Origin of the sequence: Sphingomonas sanxanigenens DSM 19645 = NX02, assembly GCF_000512205.2 — a bacterium.
Taxonomy (GTDB): Bacteria; Pseudomonadota; Alphaproteobacteria; order Sphingomonadales; family Sphingomonadaceae; genus Sphingomonas_D; species Sphingomonas_D sanxanigenens.
In genome coordinates, this window is the sequence record NZ_CP006644.1 from 1,671,902 (window position 1) to 1,691,018 (window position 19,117).

A 19,117-nucleotide genomic window follows, 5' to 3' on the forward strand; every position below is an offset into this window, starting at 1 on the left:
CGATATGGGCATGAAGGAGCAGCGCGTTAGATGAGCTACGAGACTTTGCTGGTCGAGACCCGCGGGGCGGTGACCCTGGTGACGGTGAACCGGCCGCAGGCGCTGAACGCGCTCAATTCGCAGGTGCTGGCGGATCTGATCGCCGCTTTCGCCGCCTATGATGCCGATCCGGCGCAGCGCTGCCTGGTGCTTACCGGCAGCGAGAAGGCGTTCGCGGCGGGTGCCGACATCAAGGAGATGCAGGCGAAGGGCTTCGCGCAGATGTTCGGCGAGAATTTCTTCGCCGGGTTCGAGCGGGTGACGGCCACGCGCAAGCCGTGGATCGCCGCGGTCTCGGGCTATGCGCTGGGCGGCGGCTGCGAACTGGCGATGATGGCCGATTTCATCATCGCCGCCGACACCGCGAAGTTCGGCCAGCCCGAGATCAAGCTTGGCGTCGCGCCGGGGATGGGCGGATCGCAGCGCCTGACCCGCGCGGTGGGCAAGGCGAAGGCAATGGACATGTGCCTGACCGGGCGGATGATGGATGCCGCCGAAGCGGAGCGCGCCAGCCTGGTCAGCCGGATCGTGCCCGCGGCGGATCTGGTGGCCGAGGCGCTGAAGGCGGCCGAAGCGATTGCGGGCATGCCGCCGCTCGCCGCCATCGCCAACAAGGAAATGGTCAACACCGCGTTCGAGACGGGGCTCGCCACCGGCATCCTGTTCGAGCGCCGCCTGTTCCACGGCCTGTGCGCGACCGCGGACAAGGCGGAAGGCATGGCCGCGTTCGTCGAGAAGCGGCCGGGCAACTGGACGGGGAAATAAAGCAACCCGCGCGACAAGGAGAGGATATGGCACGTATCGGTTTCATCGGGCTCGGCAATATGGGCGGCGGCATGGCGGCCAACCTCGCGCGGGCGGGGCACGCCGTCCGTGCGTTCGACCTTTCGGATGCGGCGCTGGCGCGTGCTGGGGAAGCCGGGTGCGCGATTGCCGCCTCCGCCGCCGCGGCGGCCGAAGGCGCCGAGGCGATCGTCACGATGCTGCCGGCCGGCAAGCATGTCGAACAGGTCTATGGCGATGCGCTGTTCGGGGCGGCGGCGGTCGGCACGCTCCTGATCGATTGCTCGACCATCGACGTGGCGACCGCGCGGCGTGTGGCGGATGCCGCGGGCATCGTCGGGCTGGTCGCGGTCGATGCGCCGGTCTCGGGCGGCATCGCCGCCGCCAATGCCGGCACCCTGACCTTCATGGTCGGGGGGACCGACGCGGCGTTCGGCCGCGCCGAACCGATCCTCGCGCGCATGGGCAAGGCGGTGATCCGCGCCGGCGGCAACGGCGCCGGGCAGGCGGCGAAGATCGCCAACAACATGCTGCTCGGCGCGACGATGGTCGCGACCTGCGAGGCCTTCCTGCTTGCCGACAAGCTGGGGCTCGATCTCCAGACCTTCTACGACATCTCGTCCAAGGCCTCCGGACAGAGCTGGTCGATGACGAGCTATTGCCCGGTGCCGGGCGTGGGGCCGCAGACGCCCGCCGACAATGGTTACAAGGGCGGCTTCGCGGCCGGGCTGATGCTGAAGGATCTGAAGCTTGCGGTCGAGGCCGCGAGCGACGTCAATGCCAGCGTGCCGATGGGGGCGAATGCGCTGGCGCTGTACCAGGCGCTGCAGAATGCCGGCGGCGGCGGGTTCGACTTCTCGTCGATCATCAGACTGCTGAACGGGGACGCGGTGCCGGAGTAAGGGCGTTGCGGTTTGGTGCCTGGCAGGGCATGTGCGCCAACACGCCCAAGCCCTCCCCCGACCCCTCCCGAAAACAGGAGGGGAGAAGAAGAAGATCATGAAGCACGCCCTTTCCGTTACCCGTGAGCAGGATTTCGCCGCCTGGTATCAGGCCGTCGTCTCGGAAGCCGACATGGCCGAGGAATCGGGGGTGCGCGGCTGCATGGTCATCCGGCCGTGGGGCTATGGCGTTTGGGAACGCATGCAGGCGCTGCTCGACAAGGCGATCAAGGAAACCGGCCACGAGAACTGCTATTTCCCGCTGTTCATTCCGCTCAGCTATTTCGCGAAGGAAGCCGAGCATGTCGAAGGCTTCGCCAAGGAGATGGCGGTCGTCACCCATCACCGGCTGAAGGCCGAGAACGGCACCCTGGTGCCCGATCCCGAGGCGAAGCTGGAAGAGCCGCTGGTCGTGCGCCCCACTTCGGAGACGGTGATCGGCACCGCCTTCTCGCGTTGGACCCAGTCATGGCGCGATCTGCCGCTGCTGATCAACCAGTGGGCCAATGTCGTGCGCTGGGAGATGCGCACGCGCATGTTCCTGCGCACCACCGAGTTCCTCTGGCAGGAAGGCCACACCGCGCATGCGACGCGCGGCGAGGCGGTGGAAGAGACGCTCAAGATGCTCGAAGTCTATCGCCGCTTCGCGGTGGACGCGCTCGCGCTGCCGGTGATCGCGGGCGAGAAGCCCGAGAACGAACGCTTCCCGGGTGCCGACGCGACCTATTCGATCGAAGCGATGATGCAGGACGGCAAGGCGCTGCAGGCCGGCACCTCGCACTTCCTGGGCCAGAATTTCGCGCACGCGCAGAACATCCGCTTCCAGGATCGCGATGGCGAACTCGCTTATGCCTGGACGACGAGCTGGGGGGTTTCCACGCGCATGATCGGCGGCGTCATCATGACGCATGGCGATGATGACGGGCTGCGCCTGCCGCCGGTGGTCGCGCCGCAGCAGGTGGTGATCATCCCGATGCTGCGCGACACCGAAGAGGATGACGCGGTTCTTGCGCATTGCCGCGCGCTTGCCGCCGAACTGCGCCAGCAGAGCGCTTTCGGCGAGGCGCTGCGCGTGCAGGTCGATGCCAAGGATATCAAGGCCTCGAACAAGCGCTGGGCGTGGGTGAAGAAGGGGCCGCCGCTGATCGTCGAGGTCGGCCCGCGCGATATCGCCAATGGCGCGGTCTCGGTGGTCCGCCGTGACCGGCTCTATGGCGACAACGGCAAGCTCGCCTCGGCGGCGACGCCGCGCGGCGACTTCGTCGCGGGTGCGGCGGCGCTGCTGGAAGAGATCCAGGCCGGCCTGCTTGCGGAGGCAACCGCGCGGCGCGACGCGAATATCCACGATGGCATCACCACCGTCGAGCAGCTCACCGCCTTCTACGAGAAGGGTGGCAAGTTTCCCGGGTGGGTCTCGGTCGGCTGGTCGCGCCCGACCGGGGCGGCGCTCGAGAAGGTGGTCGAGACGCTGAAGGGGCTGAGGCTGTCCATCCGCAACGCGCCGACCGGGGCGGCGCCGGCGGAGGGCAACTGCCTGTTCACCGGTGAGCCGGCGGTCGAGCGCGTGCTGATCGGGCGCGCCTACTGAGCCCTGGCTATCGCGGTGCGGCGCGGCCGGCCACGCGTTGAACGGCCCCGCTCAACGCCGCCGCCGGTCGCCCAGCCACAGCGCCACGGCAACCAGCACGCCGAGGCAGATGCCGCCCAGCAGCCCCGCCGAGGGCTGGCCGAGCACAGCGCCCAGGACCGCGCCGGAAATGGTGAGCAGCGCGATCGCGGCACCGGCGCCGCGCGGTTCGGGGGGGCGTGAATTGATCATTGCCAGCGCATAGACGATGCTCCGCGCCAAGCGAACGGGTTTTCGATCGTGGCGGCGGCACGGCCCGCCGACGATCGGCGACTTGGTGGCCGGCGGGAGCGAAGGCCGCTGGCGGTGCTCGCAACGAGCGGCTAAGCGACGGAAATGTGTCGCGTCCCATCCGCGGGCAAGGGAAATGCTGCGGCGGCCTTTCTGATCTTGGCGGCTTCGCTTGCGTCGATGGCGCGCGCGCAGGAGCAAACGCCGGCTGCCCAATCGCCCTCGGCCGGCACCGGCACGCTCGATCCATCGTCGCCGCTCGACGAGATGCCCGATATCGGCGTCGATTGGCCCGATCTGTCGCGCGACGATGGCCAGACTGCCGGCGCGCCCGTGCCGGAGCGCGCGCAGCAGGCGACCGAAATCGCTGCCGAGCAACGCTATAGCCTGGCCGTGGAAGGGCTGGACGATCTCGCGCCCGATGATGTCATGCGGTTGCGGCAGCGCTTCGATGCGCTTTCGACGCTGAAGGCCGGAGAGAACAAGCCCGCGAACGTCGCGCAGATCGACCGGCGCGCGCGCGAGGATGCGGAGCTGATGGCGCAATTGCTGCGCGCCGACGGCTATTATAGCGCGAGCGTCGAGCCCGTCGTCGCCGCAGACGCGGCGCGTCAGCAGATCATCGTCACGCTCGATGTCAGGCCCGGGGACGTCTACACGCTGCAGACGGTCGACCTGCCGGGGCTGGATGCGGCCGGAGAGAAGAGTGAAGGTTTGCGCGACGCCTTCGGCGTTAAGCCCGGCGCACCGGCGGATGCAGACGATATCGTGAAGGGCGAGGATGCGTTGCGCGCGCGGATCGGCGCCGATGGCTTCCCCTTCGCCCAGGTTTCCGAACCGGAATTGATCGTCGATCACGAAACGCGCACCGCGCGGCTCAAGATGGACGTGGAACCCGGCGAGGCGAAACGGTTCGGAACGATCCGCATGGCCGATCGCCGCATCTTCGGGCCGCGTCATGTGATGCGGATCGCGCGGTTCGAGACCGGTCAGCCCTATGACGCGCGGATGATCGAGGATCTGCGGCGCGCCCTGATCGCAACCGGGCTGGTATCGTCGGTCAGGATCGAGGCCGTGCCGACCGGCGAGGATGTCGTGGACATCGCCGTTGCAGTCGAACCCGCGCCACCGCGAACCGTCGCCGCCGAGGCCGGCTATGGCACGGGGCAGGGCATCCGCGCGGAATTGAGCTGGCAGCACCGCAACCTCATCCGCCCCGAAGGTGCGGTCACCTTCCGCGGCGTCGCCGGCACGCAGGAACAGTTGATCGGCGCCAGCCTGCGGCGCAGCAATTTCCGCGCGCGCGACCAGGTGCTGACCGCACAGGCGAGCCTCGCCAACATCAACCGCGATGCCTATGACGCGCGCACCTTCAGCGTCGGGGCGGGCATCGAGCGGCAGACCAACATCATCTGGCAGAAGACCTGGACATGGTCGGCGGGCGTCGAACTGCTCGCGTCCGACGAGCGCGACACGGTGGGGCAGGAGGCGGCGCCGCGCCGGCGCACCTTCCTGATCGGCGCGCTGCCGGGCATGCTCGCCTATGACGGCACCGACGATCTGTTGAACCCGCAGCGCGGCTTCCGCCTGTCAGGCCGGTTGTCGCCCGAATTGTCGTTGCAGTCGGGCGTGTTCGGCTATGCGCGCGCGCAGATCGATGCCAGCGCGTATCAGCCCGTCAGCGAGCGGGTGGTGGTCGCCGGGCGGGTCCGGCTGGGCACCATCCTGGGCGCGGGGCGGGACCGGATCGCGCCGTCGCGGCGCTTCTATGCCGGCGGCGGCGGTTCGGTGCGCGGCTATGGCTATCAGGATATCGGCCCGGTCGATCCCAACGGCGATCCGATCGGCGGCCGCAGCCTCACCGAATTCTCGCTGGAGGCGCGGGTGCGCGTCGGCGATTTCGGCATCGTCCCCTTCGTCGATGCGGGCAACATCTATACCTCGCCGCTGCCGAGGGCGAACGACCTGCGCTACGGCGCCGGTATCGGCGCGCGCTACTATACCAGTTTCGGACCGATCCGCGTCGATGTCGGCACGCCGCTCAACCGCCGGTCGGGTGATCCGCGCATCGCGGTCTATGTTTCGCTGGGGCAGGCCTTTTGAGCGGGGAGGACCTGCTGCCACCGCCCGATCCGGCACCGGCGCAGCGCAGCCGGCGCGGGCTGTTCGGCTGGCTGTGGCGGCTGCTGCTGATCCTCGTCGGTTTCGTCGCCATATCGCTGTGGCTGATCGATACCGGCCCGGGGCATCGGCTGATCATCGACGGCATCGCGCGCATCGAGACGCCCACCGGCCTGCGCTTTCGCGTCGGCCGGATCGACGGATCGATCTATCGCCGCGCGACGCTGCGCGAGGTGAAGATCCTCGATCCCAAGGGCGTCGTGTTCAGCACGCCGGAGGCGCGGCTCGACTGGCGGCCGACCAAATGGCTCGCCAACCGGCTCGAGATCCGCAGCCTGACGATGGCGCAGGCGACGCTGCACAAGCTGCCGGAGCTCCGCCGCACCGGGCGCGCGGGGCCCATCCTGCCCGGCTTCGACATCCGCATCGGCGCGTTGCGCGTCGACCGGCTTCGCATCGCCGCCGGCGTCGCCGGGCCGGCGCGAACCGGGCGGCTGGCCGGCACGGCGGACGTCCGCAGCGGCCGCGCGATGGTGCGTCTCAACGCCACCATCGGCCGCGGTGACCGGCTCAACCTCGTGCTCGACGCCGAGCCGGATCGTGACCGCTTCGACCTCGATGCGCGGCTGGCGGCGGAGGCGGGCGGCGTCTTCGGCAAGCTGCTCGGGACCGACCGAACGGTCGCGGCGCGGATCGTCGGCGACGGGCGCTGGACGGCTTGGCAGGGGCGTGCGCTGGTCGATATGTCGGCGATGCGCGTCATCGACCTGTCGCTGGGCGTGCGCGAGGGCGCATATAGCCTGTCCGGCAGCCTCTATCCGTCACGCGTCAGTCAGGGCAAGCTGATGCGGCTGTCGGCACCGCGCATCCTCGTCGATGGTATGGCGACGCTGGCCGCGCGGCGGCTCGACGGGCGCCTCGCGCTGCGGTCGCAGGCGGTGGTGGTGGAGACCGAAGGGCGCGTCGATCTCGGCGCCGGCGCCTATGACGATCTGCGGATCGATATCCGCCTGCTGCGGCCGTCCGCCCTTTTCCCGAACATGACCGGGCGCGACGTGCGCGGCCGCCTGCGCCTCGACGGCCCGTTCGCGACCGCGCGGTTCGATTATCTGCTCACGGCGCCGCGGCTGGCATTCGACAACACCGGCTTCGAGACGGTGCGCGCCGAAGGCCGCGGCCGGCTTTCGCCGGCGCCGATCGCGGTGCCCATCAAGCTCAGCGCCCGGCGCGTGACCGGCGTCGGCGACGTGGCGGGCGGCATCCTTGCCAATCTGCGCGTCGAGGGTCTGCTCAAGCTGACCGCCAAGGCGTTGACCGGGGATGGGCTGCGCGTCCGTTCGGACAAGCTGAACGGCAAGCTTTCGCTGTTCGTCGACCTTATCACCGGCCGCTACGATGTCGGGCTGGCGGGCGGGCTTACCTCTTATCTGATCCCCGGGCTGGGCGTGGTCGACGTCAAGACCGAGCTGAAGGTCGTTCCCGGGCCGGGCGGGCGCGGCACGATGGTCGTCGGGCGCGGACAGGCATGGGTGCGGCGCTTCGACAATATGTTTCTTCGCTCGCTTGCCGGCGGGCTGCCCTATCTCGATACGCGGTTGGAGCGTGGGCCCGATCGCGTGCTGCACTTCAAGGGGTTGAAGCTCACCGCACCGGAACTGCGCCTGACGGGCAACGGCTATCGTCGCGTCGATGGCAGCTTCTTCTTCGAGGGCGGCGGCGAGCAGGCCAGATATGGCCCGGTCAAACTGACGCTCGACGGGCGGATCGAACGCCCCAAGCTGGATATCTTCCTGCCCAAACCGCTCGACGCGCTCGGCCTGGCGGACGTGCGGCTGTTGCTCGATCCGACCGCGCAGGGGTTCGACTATCGCGCCGCCGGCGGATCGACGCTGGGGCCGTTCACCAGCAATGGCCAGATCCTGCTGCCCAGCGGCGAGCCCGCGGTGATCCGCGTCGCCGACGTCACCGTGTCGGGCACGCATGGGCGCGGCGACATCCGCTCCGATCCGGGCGGCTTCACCGGCCGCATCGACCTGACGGGCGGTGGCGTATCCGGACCGTTGCTGTTCGGGGTCGAGCGCGAACTGCAGCGCATCGAGATGCAGTTGCGCGTCGAGGATGCGCGCTTCGCGGGGCCGCCGGCGATCAGCATCCGCCGCGGCAATGCGAATATTGTGTTCCTGCTCGATCCGGACGGCATCTCGATCAAGGGCAGCGCGACCGCGCGCGGGCTGCGGCGCGGCGGCGTCAGCCTCGCGCGGTTCGCAGGCACCGCCGACCTCAAGGGTGGCAGCGGCACCGTGACCGCCGCCTTCGCCGGATCGCGGGGTCGCGCGTTCGACATCCAGACCAGCGCGCGCGTCTCCCCCGATCGGATCGAACTCAGCGGGCAGGGGACCGTCGATCGCCGGCCGATCGCGCTCAAGCGCCCAGCGGTGCTGACCCCGGAAGATGGCGGCTGGCGGGTGGCGGAGGCGGCGCTGGCCTTCTCGGGCGGCGATGCGACGCTTTCCGGCCTGTTCGGCGCGACGCGCACCGAGGTGGAGGCGAAGCTTACCCGCATGCCGATGACGGTGCTGGACATCGGCTATCCCGGCCTCGGGCTCGGCGGCTATGCTTCCGGTTCGCTCAGTTACCGCCAGGCGGAGGGCGGGCAGCCATCGGGGCGGGCGGACCTCACGATCCGCGGGCTCAACCGGTCCGGGCTGGTGCTGTCGTCACGGCCGATCGACGTGGGCGTGGCGGCGGTGCTGACCGGCGGTTCGGCCGGCGTCCGCGCAGTCGCGGCGAGCGGCGGGCGCACGATCGGGCGCGCGCAGGCGCGGCTGGCACCGCTGCCGGGAAGCGGCGATCTCTTCACCCGCCTTTCGAGCGCGCCGCTGTTCGCACAGCTCCGCTATGACGGCGCCGCCGACACGCTGTGGCGGCTGACCGGTGTCGAGAGCTTCGACCTGTCCGGCCCGGTCGCGGTCGCTGCCGACGTGCACGGTACGTTCGACAATCCGCGCATCGACGGATCGGTGCGGACGACGGGGGCGCGGCTGGAAAGTCCGGTCACCGGCACGGTCGTCAGCAACATCCAGGCGACGGGGCGCTTCAACGGCTCGCAATTGGTGCTGGATCGCTTCACCGGCGTGGCAGGGCAGGGCGGGACCGTGACGGGCACCGGCGCGTTCGATTTCGCAGCGGCCAATGGCCTCGGCATCGCGCTCGACCTGCAGGCGAACCATGCAGTGCTGCTCAATCGCGACGATATCGGCGCGACCATCACCGGGCCGCTGCGCATCCTCTCCGATGGCGCCGGCGGCACGGTCAGCGGCAATGTTGCGATCGATCGCGGCCGCTTCCGGCTGGGGCGTGCCGTCGCCGCCGAAGCGGTGCCGCGTCTCAAGGTGACGGAACTCAATCGTGCGGGCGAGGAGATCGAGCGTGCGGCGCCGCCGGCGCCCTGGAACCTCGATGTCCATGCCACCGCGCGCAACCGGCTGATGGTGACGGGGCTCGGGCTGGACAGCGAATGGCGCGCCGACCTCGACATCAAGGGCGAAGCGACGGCGCCGGCGATCGGCGGGCGCGCCGACCTGGTCGAGGGCGGCTATGAATTTTCGGGGCGCCGCTTCGACCTCGAGCGCGGTTCGATCCGCTTCACCGGCAGCGTGCCCGCCGACCCGGTGCTGGACATCGTCGCGATCGCCGACATCCAGGGGCTGAATGCGTCGATCCGGGTCTCGGGCACCGGGCAGAAACCGGATATCGCCTTCACCAGCACGCCGGCGCTGCCGGAGGACGAACTGCTTTCACGCCTGCTGTTCGGCACCTCCATCACCAATCTTTCGGCGCCCGAGGCGCTGCAACTTGCCGCGGCGGTCGCCTCGCTGCAGGGCGGCGGCACGGGGCTGAACCCGATCAACGCGGTGCGGCAGGCGGTGGGGCTCGATCGGCTGCGCATCCTGCCCGCCGACGTGACGACGGGGCAGGGCACATCGGTGGCGGCGGGCAAATATTTGACGCGGCGGACCTTCGTGGAGGTGATTACCGACGGACAGGGCTATTCCGCGACGCGGGTGGAGTTTCAGGTGACGCGCTGGCTGTCGCTGCTGTCGAGCATCTCGACGATCGGCCGGCAGAGCGTCAACGTCCGCGTCTCGAAGGATTATTGAGCCCGGCTGTGATCGGTTCCACACGGGCGATCGATTCATCTCACCCGCTCAACCATTCGCCGCAATGCAGCACCGGCCCCCTATCCAGAGGCCGAACCTGCCGCCAGACATAGCCTCGACAAAGGGTCGAACGGGGGTTTCTTCATGGTCCGGACTGTACGCGCTGCGTTTGCGGCGGCGGCTTTCTGCGCTCTGGCGATCGCGATGCCTGCGCAGGCACGCTTCTGGCAGTGCGCTCCGTTCGCCCGTGAAGTTTCCGGTATCCAGATCTTCGGCAATGCCGGCACCTGGTGGGACCAGGCAGCGGGCCGCTACGATCGCGGCCATGAACCGGAAATCGGTTCGGTCCTGGTGTTTCGCCCGCACGGCAAGATGCGCATCGGCCATGTCGCGATGGTCAGCCAGATCGTCGACGCCCGCCACGTGAAGCTCACCCACGCCAACTGGTCGCGCCGCGGCGGCGTGGAGACCGATGTCGAGGCGGTCGACGTCTCGGAAGCCGGTGACTGGAGCAAGGTGAAGGTGTGGTACGCCTCGCAGCAGGGCCTGGGCCTCACCAGCTACCCCACCTTCGGCTTCATCTATGCCGTGCCCGGTGCGCCCGCGCTGCCCGCGATCGACATCAGCCCGGCCCCCGCGCCGGTCATCCTCGCTGATGCCGGCGCGGCGATGACGGCGCTTCGCCGCTGATCGACGGCGGGCGCGCACGGCACTCCGGCCAATCTCAATCGACGTCGCAATAGATCTGCCGGATCGTCCCGTTCGCCAGCCAGCGTTCGAAGCGCTGGATCGCATCACCGGGACCCGCGATCGGGCGCGCAGCCCCGCCAGCGCTTCCGGCCAGCATCCTCAGCGCATCGGGGCGCGTGGTCAACACGCGGCCCCGCCGGTCGCTTCCGGCTGAATTGACCCCGACGACGCGGCCATCCGCATCGAGCGTCGGGCCGCCGCTGATGCCCGACAGCGTCGTATCGAATTCGGGGAAGCGCGCTTCTTCCGCCCAGGCGAGCGTCGGTTCGGCGCGCCCGCCTTCGCCGCGCAGCGCGTTTGCCGAGCCGATCAGGCGGCTCTCGACGACCGCGGGCCGACCGCCGGGGAAGCCCATATGATAGCCGACCGATCCCACCGGCGGCACGCGCGACGCGAGCGGCAGCGCTTCGGGAGCGGGCAGGCCGTCCTCGATCAACGCCGCGTCGGCGCTGGCGCTCTCGACGACGCGGAAGCTCTGTTCGGCCTGTCCGGGGCCGAGCGCGAGGCCCAGGCGGTCGCAGCCGTCGACGACATGCTGGGCGGTCAGCCAGCGGCCGCGGCGATCGACCGCGAACCCGGTCCCGAAGCTGTCCTGCACGCGGCCGGTCTGGTCGATCACATATTCGGGAAGGTCGCCGTCCGCTGGCGGGCGGCGGGGATTGCCGCCATCGATCACGCTGCGTTCGATCCGGCGCTGGCCGCCGGTACCGCCCTGGAACTGCGTGTAGAGCGCGACGAAGATGGTGAGCAGCACCAGCGGCAGGCAGCCGCAGCCGCCGCGCGGCGAAGATCGTGCCATGGGTTCAGCCGGCGAACGCCGCGGCGGCGAACAGGCCGACTGCGAGCTTGATCGACGCCAGGAACAGCGCCGGGCCGATCTCGTCACGTTCGATCCGCTTGGGCAATTCGCGCAGGAACAGGTCGGTGGCGCGGAAGGCGGCGACCTGAACGATCAGGATCGCGACACCCCAGATGATGATGTCGATCAGGTTGACCGACGCGTGGAGCGAGGCGGCCATCGGCATCGCCAGCCCCACCGCGGCGCCGCCCAGCGAGATCGCCGCCGCGCGATTGCCCGCGCGGATCAACGCCATCTCGTCATGCGGTGTCGTCCACATATAGATGGCCAGCGCCGCGACGAACACGGCGAGCGCCGCGGCAAGCTGGACCAGCAGTACGGGCAGGCCGTTGAGCAGGCTGTTGACGATCGGTTCCATCAATCCCCCTTGTGACGCATCCGTAGGCTCCATGCCGCCGGCGCGTCGGGCTGGCAAACGCGCAGTGTCGCGACGCGTTGCAGCGGTGGGCCGACGGACATATTGCCGCAACATCCCGAAATATGGTGGCAAGCGCGGGCGGCGATGCCGTGGTTCCATGCCAGAAGGAACCAGAGCCGAATGAGCATTCGCAGCCAGCCCCCCATTGCCGTCGAGCCGCACGATCGCGGCCTCGCCTTCGACCTTGCCACGATCGAGCGCCGCCGCATCGATCGCCGCCGCGCGCTCGGCCTGTTCGCCAGTGCCGGCAGCTTCGCGCTGGTCGGTTGTGGCGGCGACGGGAGCACGGAGGCGGACGGTACGGTGGTCGTCACGCCCACCCCGACGCCGACGCCCACACCAACCCCGACACCAACCTCGACACCCACGCCATCGGGCACCTGCACCGCCTATGCGACCGAGACCAACGGCCCCTATCCGGCGGACGGCACCAACACCTCGAGCGGCGCGACTTCGAACGTGCTGACGCTGAGCGGCGCGGTGCGCAGCGACATCCGCTCCAGCTTCCTGTCGTCGACGGCGACCGCCGCCGGCGTCCCCGTCACGCTGACGATCACCGTCGTCGATGCGAACAACGGCTGCACCCCGCTCGGCGGCTACGCGCTCTATCTGTGGCACTGCGACCGCGACGGCAATTATTCGCTCTACGACCTGCCGGCAGAATCCTGGCTGCGCGGCATCCAGGTGACCGACGCCAACGGGCAGGTGACCTTCACCACGATCTTCCCCGGCTGCTATGCGGGGCGCTTCCCGCACATCCATTTCGAACTCTTCACCAGCCTCGCCAACGCGACCGGCGGCCGTTACGCGCGGCTGATCTCGCAATTCGCGATGCCGTCGGCGGCGTGCACCACCGTCTATGCGACCGCGACCGGCTATACGAGCAGCGCCAGCCGGTTCGCCGCGGCCTCGATCGCCAGCGACAATGTGTTCGGCGACAACAGCAGCGCGCAGATCAGCGCGATGACCTTGACGATGAGCGGCAGCGTCGCGGCGGGCTATACCGCGACAGCGACGGTAGGCGTGGCGACGTAGATCCTGCGCATTGTCGCGCTAAGCGGGGCGAAAGTGACACATGTTACAGTGGAACGCGGCTTTTCCAGTCCGCGAATTGGTGGCGTGCGGGCTGTCAGTTGCTGATTCGCCATGGGCTGGCGCCTGTGCCTGACCGAGCAATGCGCCGGCGTGAATCGAGGACGGCGGGGTTCGCCGCGGCCGAAAAGCGCCGATTGCGACCGCGCTTGCCCAAGCGATCTCCCTGCGCGGACAAGAAGGCTTTGCGCCGCGCTTTCCTCAAACCATCGCCATTCCGTCACGCTCCTGTAAGACAGCGACCCTAGCCCCCGCGCGAAACCCGGCGGTTCCAGCCGGTAGCAACGACCGCAGGGGAAACCATGAAATTCACCACCGCCGGCGCGCTCGTCGCGCTGACTTTCGCTTGCGCGCCTGTCATGGCGCAGACCGTCGAACAGGCGCCGGCGCCCGATGCTGCCGATGCCGGCGACGCGATCGTCGTCACCGGCACCCGTGAGCGGTCGCGCACGCAGTTCGAGACGATCGCGCCGGTCGATGTGTTGCCTGCGGCGATCGTCAAGTCGAGCGTCTCGGGCGATCTCACCGACAATCTCGCGCAGCTTCTCCCCTCGTTCAACGTCCAGCGGCTGCCCGCCGCCGACGGCCAGGCCTTCGTCCGGCCGGCAACGCTGCGCGGCCTCTCGTCCGACCAGACGCTCGTACTGGTCAACGGCAAGCGCTATCACCGTTCTGCGCTGCTCGGCACGCGCGGCGCGCAGGCGCCCGACCTCGCCAGCATTCCGACCCTGGCGATCAAGCGCATCGAGGTGCTGCGCGACGGCGCGTCCGCGCAATATGGTTCGGATGCGATCGCGGGCGTGATCAACATCATTCTCGAAGACCAGCCGGGGATGGAAGCGTTCGCGCAATTCTCGCAATATTACGAGGGCGACGGCGAAGAGTATCGCGGCGGCGCGCGCGGCGGCGTGCCGCTGGGGGACCGCGGCAGCATCGTCTTCACCGCGCAGTACGACCATAGCGATGCGACCTCGCGCACCCGCCAGCGGCCGGACGCGATCGCCTTTCAGGATGCCAACCCCAATCTCGTCGTGCCCAACCCCGTCCAGCGCTGGGGCCAGCCCGATGAGGAGCGGATCCGCGGCGCCATCGACGCGCGCTACGAACTGGCGGAGGGCGCGACGCTCTACGCGTTCGGCACCACCCAGTCGGGCGAGGGTGTGACGGACTTCAACTGGCGCAACCCGGTCGGCACCGGCAGCGTCTACAACCCGAGCAGCGCCTTTCCGGGCTTCTCGTTCAACACGCTGTATCCGGTCGGTTTCACCCCGCGCTTCGGCACCCGCTTCAGCGACCTGCAGGCCAATGGCGGGGTGCGCGGCGATATCGGCGAGAATTTCAGCTACGATCTGAGCGGGTCGTTCGGCCGCAGCCGCATCGCCTATGAAATGAGCGAGAGCCTCAATGCCTCGCTGGGGCCGGACAGCCCGACCAGCTTCTATATCGGCGAACTGGAACAGCGCGAGTTCAACCTCAACGCCGATTTCGTCTACCGCCTGCCGGTCGGCACGGCCGAGCCGATCAACATCGCCTTCGGTGGCGAGCGCCGGCGCGAGACCTATCAGGTGTCGGAGGGCGATCCGGCATCCTACGCGATCGGGCCGGGCGCGGCGACTGGGCTTGCCCCCAATTCCAACGGCTTTCCGGGGTTCAGCCCGGATATCGCCGGCACCTTCGCACAGACCAGCTATGCCGGCTATGTCGACGTCGAGTGGCAGCCGGTGACGATCCTGACGCTCGGCGCCGCGGGCCGGTACGAGGATTTCTCGGCGTTCGGCGACACCTTCAACTACAAGCTTTCGGCGCGGCTGGAGCCGGTGCGGGGCATCGCGGTGCGCGGTACCTATTCCACCGGTTTCCGCGCGCCGACGCCGGCGCAGCTCAACACGCGCCAGACGACGCAGGGCCTCGATACCACCACATTGACCATCTTCAACCAGGGCCGGCTGTCGCCCAGCGATCCGCTTGCCATCGCGTTCGGCGCCAAGCCGCTGACCCCCGAGGAATCGACCAGCGCCACTGCCGGGCTGACCTTCCAGACCGGCATCGGCTTCAGCGGCAGCATCGATCTCTACCAGATCGACGTCGATGACCGGTTCAGCCAGTCGCGCACCTTCGCGGTGCCGGCAAGCGTGCCCAACCCGCAGCGTTTCACCTCGATCAGCTATTTCACCAATGATTTCGATACGCGCACGCGCGGGATCGATGCGGTGCTGAGCTATACCCATCCGCTGGCCGGCGGCCGGGTGAACGCCAGCATCGCCTACAACTACAACCAGACCGAGGTGCGCAGCGGCACCACCGCTGCGATCCCCAACGAGACGCAGCGGCGGGTGTTCGAGGATCGACTGCCGCAGCACAATGGCACCGCGACGCTCGGCTATGACATCGGCGGCCTCTCGCTGCTCGTGCGTGGCCGCTATTACGGGTCGTGGACCGACGTGTCGGGCAATGCCACGGGCGAACTGTTCCAGGATTTCGGCGGCATCGCGCTGTTCGACGTTGCGGCCTCCTACCGCTTCGACGATCATTTCACGATCCGCGTGGGGGCCGAGAACGTGTTCGATACCTATCCCGACGAAGCGACCAACCAGGCGGTGCGCGGCCTGATCTATTCGCGCAACGCGCCCTATGACACCGATGGGGGCCAATATTATGTCCGCCTGGGCGTGAATTTCTGATGGCGCCGCCCGTCGTCGATCGCCGTACCGTGCTGGCGGGTGCCGCGGCGCTCGCGCTGCCGGCCGGTGCCGCGACGGCTGGCGCCTCCGCCGATGACGACGCCTATTGGCGCGGCCTCGCCGCCCAATATGACGTGACCCGTGACGTCATCCAGCTCGAGAACGGCAATTGGGGGATGATGGCGCGGCCGGTGCTCGCCGCCTATGAGGCGCATCTCGCGCGGGTCAATCGCGACACGAGCTATTACACGCGGCGCGGTTTCGGCGCGGACTGGATGGCGGCGCGCGCGGCGCTGGCGGCGGAACTGCGTGTGCCGGCCGACGAGATCGCCTTCACCCGCAACGCCACCGAGGCGCTCAAGGCGCTGATCCTCGGCTATAACCGCATCGAACGCGGCGATGCGGTGCTTTACGCCGATCTCGATTATGACAGCATGCAGGCCTGCATGGAAAGCCTCGCGAAGCGGCACGGCGCCCGGGTCGTCCGCATCGCATTGCCCGAGCCGGCGTCGCGCGAGTCGTTGATCGCCGCTTACACGCAGGCATTCGACGCCAATCCGCGGTTGCGGCTGGTGTTGCTGACCCATCTCAGCCACCGCACCGGGCTGGTGCTGCCGGTGCGCGAAATCGCCGCGCTGGCGCGGGCGCGGGGGATCGATGCGATCGTCGACGCGGCGCACAGCTGGTGCCAGATCGAGACATCGCTGGCCGATCTCGATTGCGATTTCGTCGGCCTGAACTGCCACAAATGGCTGGGCGCGCCGCTGGGCGTCGGCGCGATCCACATCCGCAAGGCGGCGCTCGGCCGCATCGATTATGATCCGGCGAACCTCGAGGGCGACCGCGACACGGTGATGGCGCGCATCCACACCGGCACGAGCGATTTCGCTGCGATCCTCAGCGTGCCGGCGGCGCTGGCGTTCCAGCAGGCGATCGGTGCCGAGCGCCGCGCGGCGCGGTTGCGCGCGCTGCGCGATCGCTGGGTGGGCCAGGTGCGGGATGTCCCCGGGATCGAGGTGCTGACGCCCGACGATCCGGCGCTGCACGGCGGCATCACCGCGTTCCGCCTCACCGGGCAGACGAGTGACGAAGCCAATGGCGCGCTGGCCAAGCGATTGCTCGATCGCCACCGCATCTTCACCGTCGCGCGCGATGGCGTGGCGAAGGGCGCTTGCGTGCGGGTGACGCCGGCGCTGTTCACGACGATGGCGGAAGTGGACCGGCTGGCGGCGGTGTTGAAGGCGGAAGTGGCGTAGGGCGGCTGGTTTTCCCTCCCCGACGCGCAGCGTCGGGGAGGACAATGGCTTACAGATCTATCCCGTTCTGCGCGCGCACGCCGGCGCGAAAGGCATGTTTTTCGTCCTTGATCACGCTCACCGTATCCGCCGCCGCGATCAGCGCATCGTCGGCGGCGCGACCGGTGATGACGACGTGCTGCATCGCCGGGCGGGCGAGGATCGGCGGGAGGATCTCGTCGAGTGCGAGATAGCGGTAGCGGATCAGATAGGTCAACTCATCGAGGACGACGAGGTGGATGGCAGGATCGGCGAGTGCGGCGCGGGCCTTGTCCCAGCCGGCGCGGGCGGAGGCGATGTCGCGTTCGCGGTTCTGGGTTTCCCAGGTGAAGCCTTCGCCGCATTTCTCCCAGATGACATCCGGGTGGTTGGCGAAGAAGGCATGCTCGCCCACGTCCATCGCGCCCTTGATGAACTGGAACACCGCCGCCTTGCGGCCATGGCCCAACGTGCGCGCGACCATGCCGAAGGCGCTGGAAGACTTGCCCTTGCCGTTGCCGGTGAGGACCAGCAGCAGCCCCTTGTCGATCTGCGCCGCGGCGATGCGCGCATCGACCACTTGCTTGTGCTTCACCGCGCGGGCTTTGTGCCGGGTCTCGCGGTCGTCGGTTTCGGTGGTCACGCTCTTGGTCCTCCCGAGCCCGATTAGGTTCGGCGGGGAGGGCGCGCAAGCCGGCACGGCAGCGTGCCGCGCCGGCTGCACTTCGGCTTATTGTTCGCTCTTCTCGCGCTGCTCGCGTTGCGCAGTGCGGCGGGCCGCGGTGGCGGCCACGTCGGCCGCAGTGATCGTGCCGTCCTTGTCGGCATCCTGTTCGGCGAAGCTGCGTTCGGCGATCGCGTCATATTCGGCGCGGTCGATCTTGCCGTCCTTGCTGGTGTCGATGACGCCGAAGCGCACGCGCGTCTGGCGGATCTGGCGCTGGCGCGCCTCGGCCTTCTTCTCCTCGCCGCGATCGAAGCTGGCGAGTTCGCGTTCGAGCCGGTCCGAATATTCGGCGACATATTCCGCTTCGGTGATCGTGCCGTCGCCATCGGCGTCGGTCGCCTTGAAGCGTGCATCGCGGCCGGCATCATATTCGGTGCGGGTCAGGCTACCGTTCTTGTCGGCATCATAGGCGGCGACGAAGGCGTTGCCGGCGTGCTGGGCGAAGGCGGGCGTTGCGGCGGCACCGGCGGCGAGCAGGCCGGTGGCGAGGATGATGCGCAGGGTCATGGGCTGATCTCCGTTCAGGCGGCGTCGAAGGCGAGGGTGTAGGTGTAGCTGCGATAGGGCGTCTCGCTGCCCGCTGGTGCCGTCGTCCGATGGCGGACGAGGATCAGATAGAGGCCGGCATCCCTGGGCCGCAGTGCGAAGCTGCCGTCGGCACCGCTGTCGATCTGCGCGGCGACCTTCTGCCCGTCATAATTGCCCGCCGCGCGGAACATTGTGATGCGGGTGCCGGCGAGCGGCTTGCCGTCGAACAGCAGGCGGAAGCGGGCATCGGTGCCGCTGGCGATCTCGGCCGGATGGGTGATCGGCTCGATCTCAAGCGCGGTGCCGACAGGCTTGAGCGCGCCACGCGTCGCCTGGCCGCGGGTGACGAAGGCTTCGGCGCGCGTGGTGCTCTGCACGTCCACCTCGCGCGCGCCGACGGGCGGATTGCCGTCCTCGCCGCGCATCAGCCACTGCCCGTTCGCTTCGAACATCTTGCCCTTGCGGCCGAGCCGCTGGCCGGTGGTCAGACGATAGGTGCCCTCTGTCTTGAGGTCCGCCTCGAAGATCGAAAGGTCGCGCAGATAGGTGGCGGGGCCGACGCTGCCCTTGCGGCCATCCGGCCCGACCAGATGGAAGGGCGCGTCGCGCATCGCGACTTCGGGCACGAACGCATCCTCGCCGAACGAGGATTGCAAGGTGACATGGTCGGCGCGGCCCACGTCGAACGCGGTCGGCAGCAGATAGGGCATGTGTGCCTGCGCACCGGCGCCGATCAGCAGCGCCGCCGCGGTGCCGACAGCCGCCCAGGAACGAAATCGCATCGTTGGTCCCCCGTGATTGATGGGTGGCAGCTATAGCTGTTGAGACTCACTTGCAATATCATTTTCATTCGGTATGTCCGCTTTCACGCGGTTCGCCGCGACAA

At 68.7% G+C, this 19,117-nt stretch carries 15 protein-coding genes; 9 read left to right on the forward strand and 6 right to left on the reverse strand.

The annotated features are described in order from the left end of the window. The first annotated feature begins 30 nt into the window (after positions 1 to 30). The 3 genes from NX02_RS07710 to proS all read left to right on the forward strand — a co-directional run bounded on the left by NX02_RS07710 (position 31) and on the right by proS (position 3,351). Positions 31 to 804, forward strand: a complete 774-nt coding sequence (locus tag NX02_RS07710; protein WP_025291294.1) for an enoyl-CoA hydratase-related protein — start codon at positions 31 to 33, stop codon at positions 802 to 804. A 26-nt stretch (positions 805 to 830) separates the two neighbouring features. Continuing rightward, positions 831 to 1,724: a 3-hydroxyisobutyrate dehydrogenase gene (gene mmsB, locus NX02_RS07715; RefSeq protein ID WP_025291615.1), complete on the forward strand. Its 894-nt coding sequence runs from the start codon at positions 831 to 833 to the stop codon at positions 1,722 to 1,724. A gap of 97 nt (positions 1,725 to 1,821) precedes the next feature. Further along, positions 1,822 to 3,351 carry a proline--tRNA ligase gene (gene proS, locus NX02_RS07720; RefSeq protein WP_025291616.1) on the forward strand — a complete coding sequence of 510 codons (1,530 nt, stop codon included), beginning with the start codon at positions 1,822 to 1,824 and terminating at the stop codon, positions 3,349 to 3,351. Positions 3,352 to 3,402: 51 nt separating this feature from the next. Here the strand turns inward: proS and NX02_RS07725 are convergent, their stop codons facing one another. Then, positions 3,403 to 3,582: a hypothetical protein gene (locus NX02_RS07725; protein ID WP_025291617.1), complete on the reverse strand. Its 180-nt coding sequence runs from the start codon at positions 3,580 to 3,582 to the stop codon at positions 3,403 to 3,405. 144 nt (positions 3,583 to 3,726) lie between these two features. Between NX02_RS07725 and NX02_RS07730 the strand changes: the two genes are divergently transcribed. The 3 genes from NX02_RS07730 to NX02_RS07740 all read left to right on the forward strand — a co-directional run bounded on the left by NX02_RS07730 (position 3,727) and on the right by NX02_RS07740 (position 10,592). After that, positions 3,727 to 5,724: an autotransporter assembly complex protein TamA gene (locus NX02_RS07730; RefSeq protein ID WP_025291618.1), complete on the forward strand. Its 1,998-nt coding sequence runs from the start codon at positions 3,727 to 3,729 to the stop codon at positions 5,722 to 5,724. After that, a complete protein-coding gene (locus NX02_RS07735; RefSeq protein WP_025291619.1) occupies positions 5,721 to 9,902 on the forward strand; it encodes a translocation/assembly module TamB domain-containing protein in 4,182 nt (1,393 codons plus the stop codon). The genes NX02_RS07730 and NX02_RS07735 overlap by 4 nt, the downstream gene beginning before the upstream one ends. Positions 9,903 to 10,106: 204 nt before the next feature. Then, a complete protein-coding gene (locus NX02_RS07740; protein WP_245648798.1) occupies positions 10,107 to 10,592 on the forward strand; it encodes a CHAP domain-containing protein in 486 nt (161 codons plus the stop codon). 34 nt (positions 10,593 to 10,626) lie between these two features. On the opposite strand, the gene NX02_RS07745 is transcribed toward NX02_RS07740, so the two are convergent. Next, positions 10,627 to 11,451, reverse strand: a complete 825-nt coding sequence (locus NX02_RS07745; protein WP_039996476.1) for a S1 family peptidase — start codon at positions 11,449 to 11,451, stop codon at positions 10,627 to 10,629. 4 nt (positions 11,452 to 11,455) lie between these two features. Continuing rightward, entirely contained in the window at positions 11,456 to 11,869 is a 414-nt protein-coding gene (locus tag NX02_RS07750; RefSeq protein WP_025291621.1) for a DUF350 domain-containing protein, read from the reverse strand. Between the two features lie 180 nt (positions 11,870 to 12,049). On the opposite strand from NX02_RS07750, the gene NX02_RS07755 reads away from it, so the two are divergent. The 3 genes from NX02_RS07755 to NX02_RS07765 all read left to right on the forward strand — a co-directional run bounded on the left by NX02_RS07755 (position 12,050) and on the right by NX02_RS07765 (position 16,958). Next, the gene (locus tag NX02_RS07755; protein ID WP_025291622.1) at positions 12,050 to 12,964 is read left to right on the forward strand and encodes a dioxygenase family protein; all 915 of its coding nucleotides are present in this window, start codon (positions 12,050 to 12,052) and stop codon (positions 12,962 to 12,964) included. A 359-nt stretch (positions 12,965 to 13,323) separates the two neighbouring features. Continuing rightward, positions 13,324 to 15,702, forward strand: a complete 2,379-nt coding sequence (locus tag NX02_RS07760) for a TonB-dependent receptor plug domain-containing protein (protein ID WP_025291623.1) — start codon at positions 13,324 to 13,326, stop codon at positions 15,700 to 15,702. Beyond that, on the forward strand, positions 15,702 to 16,958 hold the full coding sequence (locus NX02_RS07765) for an aminotransferase class V-fold PLP-dependent enzyme (RefSeq protein ID WP_025291624.1): 1,257 nt from the start codon (positions 15,702 to 15,704) through the stop codon (positions 16,956 to 16,958). The genes NX02_RS07760 and NX02_RS07765 overlap by 1 nt, the downstream gene beginning before the upstream one ends. Positions 16,959 to 17,007: 49 nt before the next feature. Here the strand turns inward: NX02_RS07765 and cobO are convergent, their stop codons facing one another. The 3 genes from cobO to NX02_RS07780 form a co-directional block, all read right to left on the reverse strand. Then, positions 17,008 to 17,619, reverse strand: a complete 612-nt coding sequence (cobO, locus tag NX02_RS07770; protein ID WP_025291625.1) for a cob(I)yrinic acid a,c-diamide adenosyltransferase — start codon at positions 17,617 to 17,619, stop codon at positions 17,008 to 17,010. An 87-nt stretch (positions 17,620 to 17,706) separates the two neighbouring features. After that, complete coding sequence (locus NX02_RS07775) at positions 17,707 to 18,210, reverse strand: EF-hand domain-containing protein (RefSeq protein ID WP_025291626.1); 504 nt, start codon at positions 18,208 to 18,210, stop codon at positions 17,707 to 17,709. Positions 18,211 to 18,224: 14 nt separating this feature from the next. Continuing rightward, positions 18,225 to 19,013, reverse strand: coding sequence for a DUF4198 domain-containing protein (locus tag NX02_RS07780; protein ID WP_025291627.1), 789 nt, complete (start codon positions 19,011 to 19,013; stop codon positions 18,225 to 18,227). Positions 19,014 to 19,117 lie beyond the last annotated feature (104 nt).

Coding starts and splice junctions, on each gene's coding strand:
- NX02_RS07710 (WP_025291294.1), top strand. CDS start 31: ATGAGCTACGAGACTTTGCTGGTCGAGACCCGCGGGGCGGTGACCCTG.
- mmsB (WP_025291615.1), top strand. CDS start 831: ATGGCACGTATCGGTTTCATCGGGCTCGGCAATATGGGCGGCGGCATG.
- proS (WP_025291616.1), top strand. CDS start 1,822: ATGAAGCACGCCCTTTCCGTTACCCGTGAGCAGGATTTCGCCGCCTGG.
- NX02_RS07725 (WP_025291617.1), bottom strand. CDS start 3,582: ATGATCAATTCACGCCCCCCCGAACCGCGCGGCGCCGGTGCCGCGATC.
- NX02_RS07730 (WP_025291618.1), top strand. CDS start 3,727: ATGTGTCGCGTCCCATCCGCGGGCAAGGGAAATGCTGCGGCGGCCTTT.
- NX02_RS07740 (WP_245648798.1), top strand. CDS start 10,107: ATGCCTGCGCAGGCACGCTTCTGGCAGTGCGCTCCGTTCGCCCGTGAA.
- NX02_RS07745 (WP_039996476.1), bottom strand. CDS start 11,451: ATGGCACGATCTTCGCCGCGCGGCGGCTGCGGCTGCCTGCCGCTGGTG.
- NX02_RS07750 (WP_025291621.1), bottom strand. CDS start 11,869: ATGGAACCGATCGTCAACAGCCTGCTCAACGGCCTGCCCGTACTGCTG.
- NX02_RS07755 (WP_025291622.1), top strand. CDS start 12,050: ATGAGCATTCGCAGCCAGCCCCCCATTGCCGTCGAGCCGCACGATCGC.
- NX02_RS07760 (WP_025291623.1), top strand. CDS start 13,324: ATGAAATTCACCACCGCCGGCGCGCTCGTCGCGCTGACTTTCGCTTGC.
- NX02_RS07765 (WP_025291624.1), top strand. CDS start 15,702: ATGGCGCCGCCCGTCGTCGATCGCCGTACCGTGCTGGCGGGTGCCGCG.
- NX02_RS07775 (WP_025291626.1), bottom strand. CDS start 18,210: ATGACCCTGCGCATCATCCTCGCCACCGGCCTGCTCGCCGCCGGTGCC.
- NX02_RS07780 (WP_025291627.1), bottom strand. CDS start 19,013: ATGCGATTTCGTTCCTGGGCGGCTGTCGGCACCGCGGCGGCGCTGCTG.